This window comes from Streptomyces sp. NPDC054840 (assembly GCF_053611065.1).
Genome location: NZ_JBSGZP010000387.1, coordinates 1 through 7,066 on the forward strand (window position 1 = coordinate 1; position 7,066 = coordinate 7,066).

The 7,066-nt window shown below is 71.2% G+C and carries 8 protein-coding genes and 1 rRNA gene; all 9 read right to left on the minus strand.

Going from position 1 to position 7,066, the window contains the following annotated elements:
• Window positions 1–110: 110 nt before the first annotated feature.
• Complete coding sequence (locus ACWGIU_RS24525; protein WP_453709119.1) at window positions 111–1,091, minus strand: lysophospholipid acyltransferase family protein; 981 nt, start codon at window positions 1,089–1,091, stop codon at window positions 111–113.
• A complete protein-coding gene (locus tag ACWGIU_RS24530; protein ID WP_453709121.1) occupies window positions 1,091–2,176 on the minus strand; it encodes an NAD-dependent epimerase/dehydratase family protein in 1,086 nt (361 codons plus the stop codon). Before ACWGIU_RS24530 ends, ACWGIU_RS24525 begins: the two co-directional genes overlap by 1 nt.
• Before the next feature lie 95 nt (window positions 2,177–2,271).
• Window positions 2,272–2,370, minus strand: a complete 99-nt coding sequence (locus tag ACWGIU_RS24535) for a 30S ribosomal protein bS22 (RefSeq protein ID WP_003948845.1) — start codon at window positions 2,368–2,370, stop codon at window positions 2,272–2,274.
• Window positions 2,371–2,512: 142 nt separating this feature from the next.
• Window positions 2,513–2,722, minus strand: coding sequence for a helix-turn-helix domain-containing protein (locus ACWGIU_RS24540; protein WP_008738568.1), 210 nt, complete (start codon window positions 2,720–2,722; stop codon window positions 2,513–2,515).
• 113 nt (window positions 2,723–2,835) lie between these two features.
• Window positions 2,836–3,666, minus strand: a complete 831-nt coding sequence (locus tag ACWGIU_RS24545) for a phosphatase (RefSeq protein ID WP_453709123.1) — start codon at window positions 3,664–3,666, stop codon at window positions 2,836–2,838.
• Window positions 3,667–3,759: 93 nt separating this feature from the next.
• Window positions 3,760–4,929 carry an acetoin utilization protein AcuC gene (locus ACWGIU_RS24550; protein WP_453709125.1) on the minus strand — a complete coding sequence of 390 codons (1,170 nt, stop codon included), beginning with the start codon at window positions 4,927–4,929 and terminating at the stop codon, window positions 3,760–3,762.
• The gene (locus tag ACWGIU_RS24555; protein ID WP_453709126.1) at window positions 4,880–6,097 is read right to left on the minus strand and encodes an MFS transporter; all 1,218 of its coding nucleotides are present in this window, start codon (window positions 6,095–6,097) and stop codon (window positions 4,880–4,882) included. The genes ACWGIU_RS24550 and ACWGIU_RS24555 overlap by 50 nt, the downstream gene beginning before the upstream one ends.
• A 43-nt stretch (window positions 6,098–6,140) precedes the next feature.
• On the minus strand, window positions 6,141–6,806 hold the full coding sequence (locus tag ACWGIU_RS24560) for an HAD family hydrolase (RefSeq protein WP_453709128.1): 666 nt from the start codon (window positions 6,804–6,806) through the stop codon (window positions 6,141–6,143).
• Between the two features lie 193 nt (window positions 6,807–6,999).
• Window positions 7,000–7,066: ribosomal RNA gene (gene rrf, locus ACWGIU_RS24565) — 5S ribosomal RNA — on the minus strand; the annotation flags it as partial.

The following is a 7,066-nucleotide window of genomic DNA, read 5'->3' on the forward strand; positions in this document are numbered from 1 at the left end:
GCCCGGGGCTGGGCCTGGGCGCGGAGGACGGCGCGTAACCGCACCGGGGGGGGCTGCCCCGGCAGCCCCGCCCCTTCCTTCGGCCCCTCGACCCGTCTTCCGACAGCTCGTCAGAAGAACACGGACCGCCGCTGCACCAGCAGCTTGTAGAGCGTGTGCTGGATCTGTTCCCGCACCTGGTCCGTGAGGTTGAACATCAGCATCGGGTCCTCCGCCGCCTCCGCGGCGTACCCGTCCGTCGGGATCGGCTCCCCGAACTGGATCGTCCACTTCGTCGGCAACGGCACCGCGCCCAGCGGCCCCAGCCACGGGAAGGTCGGCGTGATCGGGAAGTACGGGACTCCCAGCAGCCGTGCCAGCGTCTTCGCGTTGCCGACCATGGGATAGATCTCCTCCGCCCCCACGATCGAGCACGGCACGATCGGCGTCCGCGCCCGCAGCGCCGTCGACACGAACCCGCCGCGCCCGAACCGCTGCAGCTTGTACCGGTCCCCGAACGGCTTCCCTATCCCCTTGAAGCCCTCCGGCATCACACCGACCAGCTCCCCGGCCTCCAGCAGCCGCTGCGCGTCCTCCGCGCACGCCAGGGTGTGCCCCGCCTTGCGGGCCAGCTCGTTGACCACCGGCAGCATGAACACCAGGTCCGCCGCCAGCAGCCGCAGATGCCGCTCCGCCGGGTGGTGGTCGTGCACGGCGACCTGGAGCATCAACCCGTCGAGCGGCAGCGTCCCGGAGTGGTTCGCCACGATCAGCGCGCCACCCTCCGCCGGAATGTTCTCGATGCCCTTGACCTCGACCCGGAAGTACTTGTCGTACAGCGGCCGCATCAGGGACATCAGGACCTGGTCCGTCAGTTCCTTGTCGTAGCCGAAGTCGTCGACCTCGTAGTCCCCGGTGACCCGCCGCCGCAGGAACGCCAGCCCGCCGGCGACCCGCCGGTCCCAGCTGTCGCCGGGCGCCGCGGGCGGGGCCGGCTTGGGAGCGGCAGGCTCCTCCACCACCGGCTCGGCAGCGGGCACCGCCCGCACGCGGCGGGGGATCCGCCGCCGCGGCCGGTCCTCGTCGAACGGAATGACCTTGGCGTCCGCCACTATCGCTTCGCTCCTTCAACCGCGTAGGCGTCGTCCTTGAGCCCGTCGAGCCCGTCTGCGTCCAGCATGGCCGCCACCCGGTCCACGGCCCGCCCGACCCGCTCCGGGGGCAGCAGCCCGCTCCCCCGGCTCCGCGCGAAGTCCGCGAAGGTCTCGGCGGTCGTGTAGAGCGGCTCGAAGCCGAGGACCTCGCGCATCTGCGTGGTCTCCACGACCCGGCCGTGGGTGAGCAGCCTTATCTGCTCCGGCGAGAAGTCGCTGGCCCCGACCGCCCGCAGCGCGGCGCCCACCCAGTTCAGCGCGGGCAGGAGCAACGGCAACGTGGGCCGCCCGAGCCGCCGCGAGCACTGCGACAGCAGCAGTACGCCGTCACCGGCGATGTTGAACGTCCCGCTGTTCAGGGTTCCGCGCCGGGGCTCCCGCGCCGCCAGCCGCAGCACTTCGAGGACGTCGTCCTCGTGCACGAACTGCAGCCGCGGGTCGTACCCCAGCACGGTCGGCATCACCGGGATCGAGAAGTACTCGGCGAGCGCCGAATCAGCGAAGGGCCCCAGGATGTTCGCGAACCGCAGGACGCACACCGCGACGTCCGGCCGTCTGCGCGCGAAGCCCCGTACGTAGCCCTCGACCTCGGCGGCGTCCTTGGCGAAGCCGCCCGCCGGCAGGGATTTCGGCTCCGTGGTCTCGGTGAAGACCGCCGGGTCCCGGGGAGTGCCCCCGTAGACGCTGGTACTGGACTTCACCACGAGCCGCCGTACCGTCGGCGACTTCTGGCAGGCACCGAGGAGCTGCATGGTGCCGATGACGTTCGTTTCCTTGACGGTGCTGTGCGCACCGCCCGTTCCCGCACTGCCTCCGGTGACCGCGAGATGGACCACCGTGTCCACGGCGTGCTCGGCCAGCACTCTGGCGATCGCCGACTGTCTGATGTCCGTACGGACGAACTCCGCCGATCCGAGCCGGTGCGGCGGTCTCACCGCGTCCACCGCGATCACCCGCTCGACGTCCGGGTCACGCTGGATCCGCCGCACGAAGCGGCCGCCCAACTGCCGGGCAGCCCCGGTGACGAGTACGACCTTCCCCACGAGCTCAGCGCCTCCCTAGAAGAAGTCCCCCGGCTGCACCGCAGCCCCTCCACCAGGCTGGTGGAGGGGCTGCGGAGAACACGTACAGCTGCCGTTTACTTCTTGTTACGGCGCTGGACGCGGGTGCGCTTGAGCAGCTTGCGGTGCTTCTTCTTAGCCATCCGCTTGCGCCGCTTCTTGATAACAGAGCCCACGACTACCCTCGCTCACTTCTCTTCACTGGTGCGGGGCGTCTGGGCCCACACGACCTACGTCGGCCTAGCCTACCCGCCCGAGCTCTGAGCTTGTAATCCGAGCGCTTCCGCGTCGCAGCCAGGGGCATCACGAGCCTCAGTCTCAGGCCGACTCCACCCCCACATAGGACTCTCGGAGGTACTCGTGAACCGCGTTCTCGGGGACCCGGAAGGACCGGCCCACCCGGATTGCGGGCAGATGACCGTTGTGCACCAGCCGGTACACGGTCATCTTCGACACTCGCATCACCGAGGCGACCTCCGCCACGGTCAGGAACTGAACCTCACTGAGAGGCCTCTCGCCAGCAGCCATGACACACCTTGACCTTCCGCGCATGACGGGCACCGGCTTCCCCTCCGGTTACTCCTCGTCGTCGCACGCTCACTCCCAGAGTAGGGGCGCGTGATACGAGTGGGGAAGAGGAGCTACGGCCACTCCTGCCGCCCCGTCAGACTCGCGCGACCGAGCACGTACCGCGTGAGCGGCCGGTAGTAGTCCGCCCGCACCGCGTCATCAAGTGGAACGGCCACCGAGACCCGGCCCTCGGCTTCCCCGACGAACAGCGCGGGATCATCCGTATCCGCCAACCCGATGGCCTCCACGCCGAGCTGACCTGCACCGCAGACCCACCCGTGGTCCCCCACCACCAACTCCGGCAGCGGCCCGCCGGCCTCCGCGAGGGCCCCCAGCGCCATCCGAACCGGCAGCGGTGAATGGGTGTGCACGCCGGTCGCACTCCCCGGCACCCGCACGCCGGGTTCCCGCACCAGTGCGACCCCCCGTACGTATTCGATGCTGTACGTGCGTACGCCGAACCGGGTCGCCATGTCGACACTCACCCCCTGCGCCGGGGTGAGGACAACACATCCCGCCGCCGACAACGCCTCCGCCAAACCGGCGTAGAAGCCCAGGAGCCGGTGCGGATGGCCCGTCCCGAACAGCACGGGCGACCGCGCCCGCGCCGCCTCGCACAGCCGCCCCGCGAAGGCCTCCAGCGCGGCCACCGTCCGCTCCGGATCGATCACGTCCGGCCCGCTGACGTGCGCGGGATCCGCCGAGACCCCGCACTTCTCCGCCATCAGCCTCAGCAGATCCCCCTCGCCCCACGCACACTCCGGATCCAGCCCCAGCATCACCCGCGGATCCCGCGCCGCGAACAGCCGGTAACTGCGCAGGCTCTCCTCCCGGGAGGTGGCGACGGGCCCGGCCAACCGGGCGGCCAGCAGATGCGCACGCAGCGCGCCGGTGCTCAACACCCTCCGATGCTGCCCCAACAGATCTGGCGGATCATCAATTCCGGCGAACAGCCCCACAGTTGGCGTAACGATGCGGCAGCATGCCCCCGGCGGTCAGGTCAGCATGCCGCGCAGCGGGAACACCGCCCGGCGCGTGGCCAGAACGGCCTGATCCGTCCGGTCCGCCGGGTCGTAGCCCGCCTCCCAGTCGAGCCACGACGGGGTCCGCCCGTCCGTCATCCGGGCCGGCGCCAACTGTCGCGTCCGCGCGTACACCTCGTCCCGCCACGAGGCGGGCACCGCCGTCCCGGGGTCCACCGGCCGGTGCGCGGCGATCCCCACCAGGTGCGTCCACGACCGCGGGACGACGTCCACCACCGCGTACCCGCCCCCGCCCAGCGCCAGCCACCGCCCGTCCGCGTACGTGTGCGCGAGCCGGTGGCAGGCCTCCTGCACGGCGCGCTGGGCGTCCAGCGAGACCGCCAGGTGCGCGAGCGGGTCCTCGAAGTGCGTATCGGCTCCGTGCTGGCTCACCAGCACCTGCGGCCGGAAGTCCGCCAGCAGCTCCGGCACGACCGCGTGGAAGGCCCGCAGCCAGCCTTCGTCCCCGGTCCCGGCGGGCAACGCGATGTTCACCGCCGACCCCTCCGCCTCCGGACCGCCGGTCTCCTCGGGCCAGCCGGTCTGCGGGAACAGCGTCCGCGGGTGCTCGTGCATCGAGATGGTCAGCACCCGCGGGTCGTCCCAGAAGGCCGCCTGCACGCCGTCCCCGTGGTGCACGTCCACATCCACGTACGCGACCCGCTCGGCGCCCAGCTCCAGCAGCCGTGCCACCGCCAGCGAAGCGTCGTTGTAGACGCAGAAACCGGCCGCTCCGCCCGGCATGGCGTGGTGCAGCCCGCCTGCGAAGTTCACCGCGTGCTCGGCCTCACCGTGCCAGAGCGCCTCCGCGCCCGCCACGGACTGCCCGGCGATCAGCGCGGACGCCTCGTGCATCCCGTGGAAGGCCGGATCGTCCATGGTCCCCAGCCCGTACGAACCGTCCGCCATCCCCGGATCGGCGGACACCTCGCGCACCGCGGCGACGTAATCCTCCCGGTGGACCAGCCGCAGCGTCGACTCCCCGGCCGCGGGCGCCGCCCGCACCTCCATCGCCCGGTCCAGCCCGAAGGCGCGCACCAGGCCCATGGTCAGCGCCAGGCGCACCGGGTCCATCGGATGGCTCGGTCCGAAGTCATACCCCGTTACCGCCTCGTCCCACATCAACAACCCGCGGCCGCTCATGCCGGACACCGTATCGGGCGCCCTCGGAGCCGAACGAGCGGGCTTGGAAGAGCGTCACCAGGACCAGCACCATCGGCACCAGCATCGCCCCCCGGTAGCTCCACGCGTCGCCCACCGCCCCGACGAGCGGGGACCCGATCAGGAAGCCGACGTAGTTGAAGATGTTGAGCCGCGCGACGGCCGTGTCGGACGCCCCCGGGAACAGCCTCCCCGCGGCGGCGAAGGTCTGCGGCACGATCACGCACAGCCCGATCCCCAGCAGCGTGAAGCCGAGCATCCCCACCCACGCCCCCGGCGCCGCGGCCACGACGGCGAACCCCCCGGCCGCCACCAGCGTCCCGCCCCGGACGACGGCCGCCGCACCGAAGCGCCGTACGCCCAGATCCCCGACGGCCCGCCCCACGAGGGTGGTCACCATGTACACGTTGTAGGGGACGGTCGCCATCTGCTCCGAGCTCCCGAGCACGTCCTGGAGGTACTTGGCACTCCAGTTCGCCACCGTCGAGTCCCCGATGTACGCGCACGCCATCACCAGGCAGAGCGGCAGCAGCAGCTTGAACCCGCCGGCCCCCAGCCCTTTCCCGTCAACCTCCCCCTGGCCCGCCGTCCCGTCGACGTAGCGCCTGCTCCCCAGGAACGCCGCCGGCAGCAGCACGGCCACGGCCGGCAGATAGCTGACGAAGAGGTTCAGCTCCCAGTGCGCGCCCGCCCACGCGGCCGAGGCCCCCAGGATCCCGCCGAGGCTGTACGCGGCGTGGAAGCCGAGCATGATGCTCCGCCCGTACGCCCGCTGCAGACTGACCCCGAGCATGTTCATCGAGGCGTCCAGCGCACCCACCGACAGCCCGAACGCCCCGAGCGCCACCGCCACGTGCCACATCTGGCCGCCGGCTCCGACGCCGAGCAGGGACAGCAGCACCAGCGGCTGCGCCCACCGCAGTACGACGCTGGGCGCCACCCGCTTCACCAGGTGCTCGGTGGCCACGCTCGACGCCCCCGCGAGGACCGGCACGGCCGCGAGGAAGGCGGGCAGCAGGCCGTCGGATATCCCGTACCGGTCCTGGATGGCCGGGATCCGCGTCACGAGCAGCGCGAAGGCGACGCCTTGCACGAAGAAGCTGAACCCCAGAGCGCCGCGGCCACGCCGCAGCCGCACATCATCCGTCATGGCGGGTCAGCGTAGGGCCACGGGCTACCCGTGGGTAGAGAGATCACATACCCAGTCCCGCGTCCAGTCCGAGCAGCCCAGTGAGCTGCTTCATGTCGCCGAAGTGGCCCGTGGCCCCGGGGAGCCGGTCCGCGGGCAGCATCGCCGTGAACCCGTACACGTCCATGCCCGCGGCGCGGGCGGCCTGGATCCCGAGCGGACTGTCGTCGACGACCACGCAACGGGCGGGCTCCACGCCCATCCGCCGCGCCGCGTGCAGATACAGCTCGGGAGCCGGCTTCCCCTGGCCCACGTCCTGCGCGCTGAAGATCCACTCCTCCTCGAACCACCCGTCGAGCCCGGCGACCCTATGCCCGAGCCTGATCCGGTCGTGACGTGCGGAAGAGACCAGGCAGTACGCGATTCCTTGCGCGGTCAGCGCCCCCAGCACCTCCTCCACGCCGGGGACGGGCTTCAGCTCCTGCTCGAACGCGGCGACGGTCCGCGCGTGCAGGGTCTCGTCGAAGTCGGCCGGCAGCTGCTGCCCGGTCCGTTCGACGACGAGGTCGTGCACCCGGTGCGGGGTGGATCCCAGGTAGTCGCGGACCGCCTCCTCGTAGGTGGTCGGGTGCCCCAGCTCGGTCAGGTACCCGGCGAGGATGCTGTTGGCGAGCGGCTCGCTGTCCACCAGCACGCCGTCGTTGTCGAAGATGACGAGGTCGTAGCCCATACCCCCACAGTACGAACTAAAGGGACGTAGGGCCCGTCTCGCCGGGCCGCCGACGACGCGTCACCGGGCTGCTGCGGCCATTCGGACGACAGCGGATGCGTGCGGCCGGCCCGGTCGGGCCGCTTGGGCCGTGAACGCAGAAAAGCCCCGCACCGGACCCGTAAAGGGCTGGTGCGGGGCTTCCGCAATGATTGTTCGGCGGCGTCCTACTCTCCCACAGGGTCCCCCCTGCAGTACCATCGGCGCTGAAAGGCTTAGCT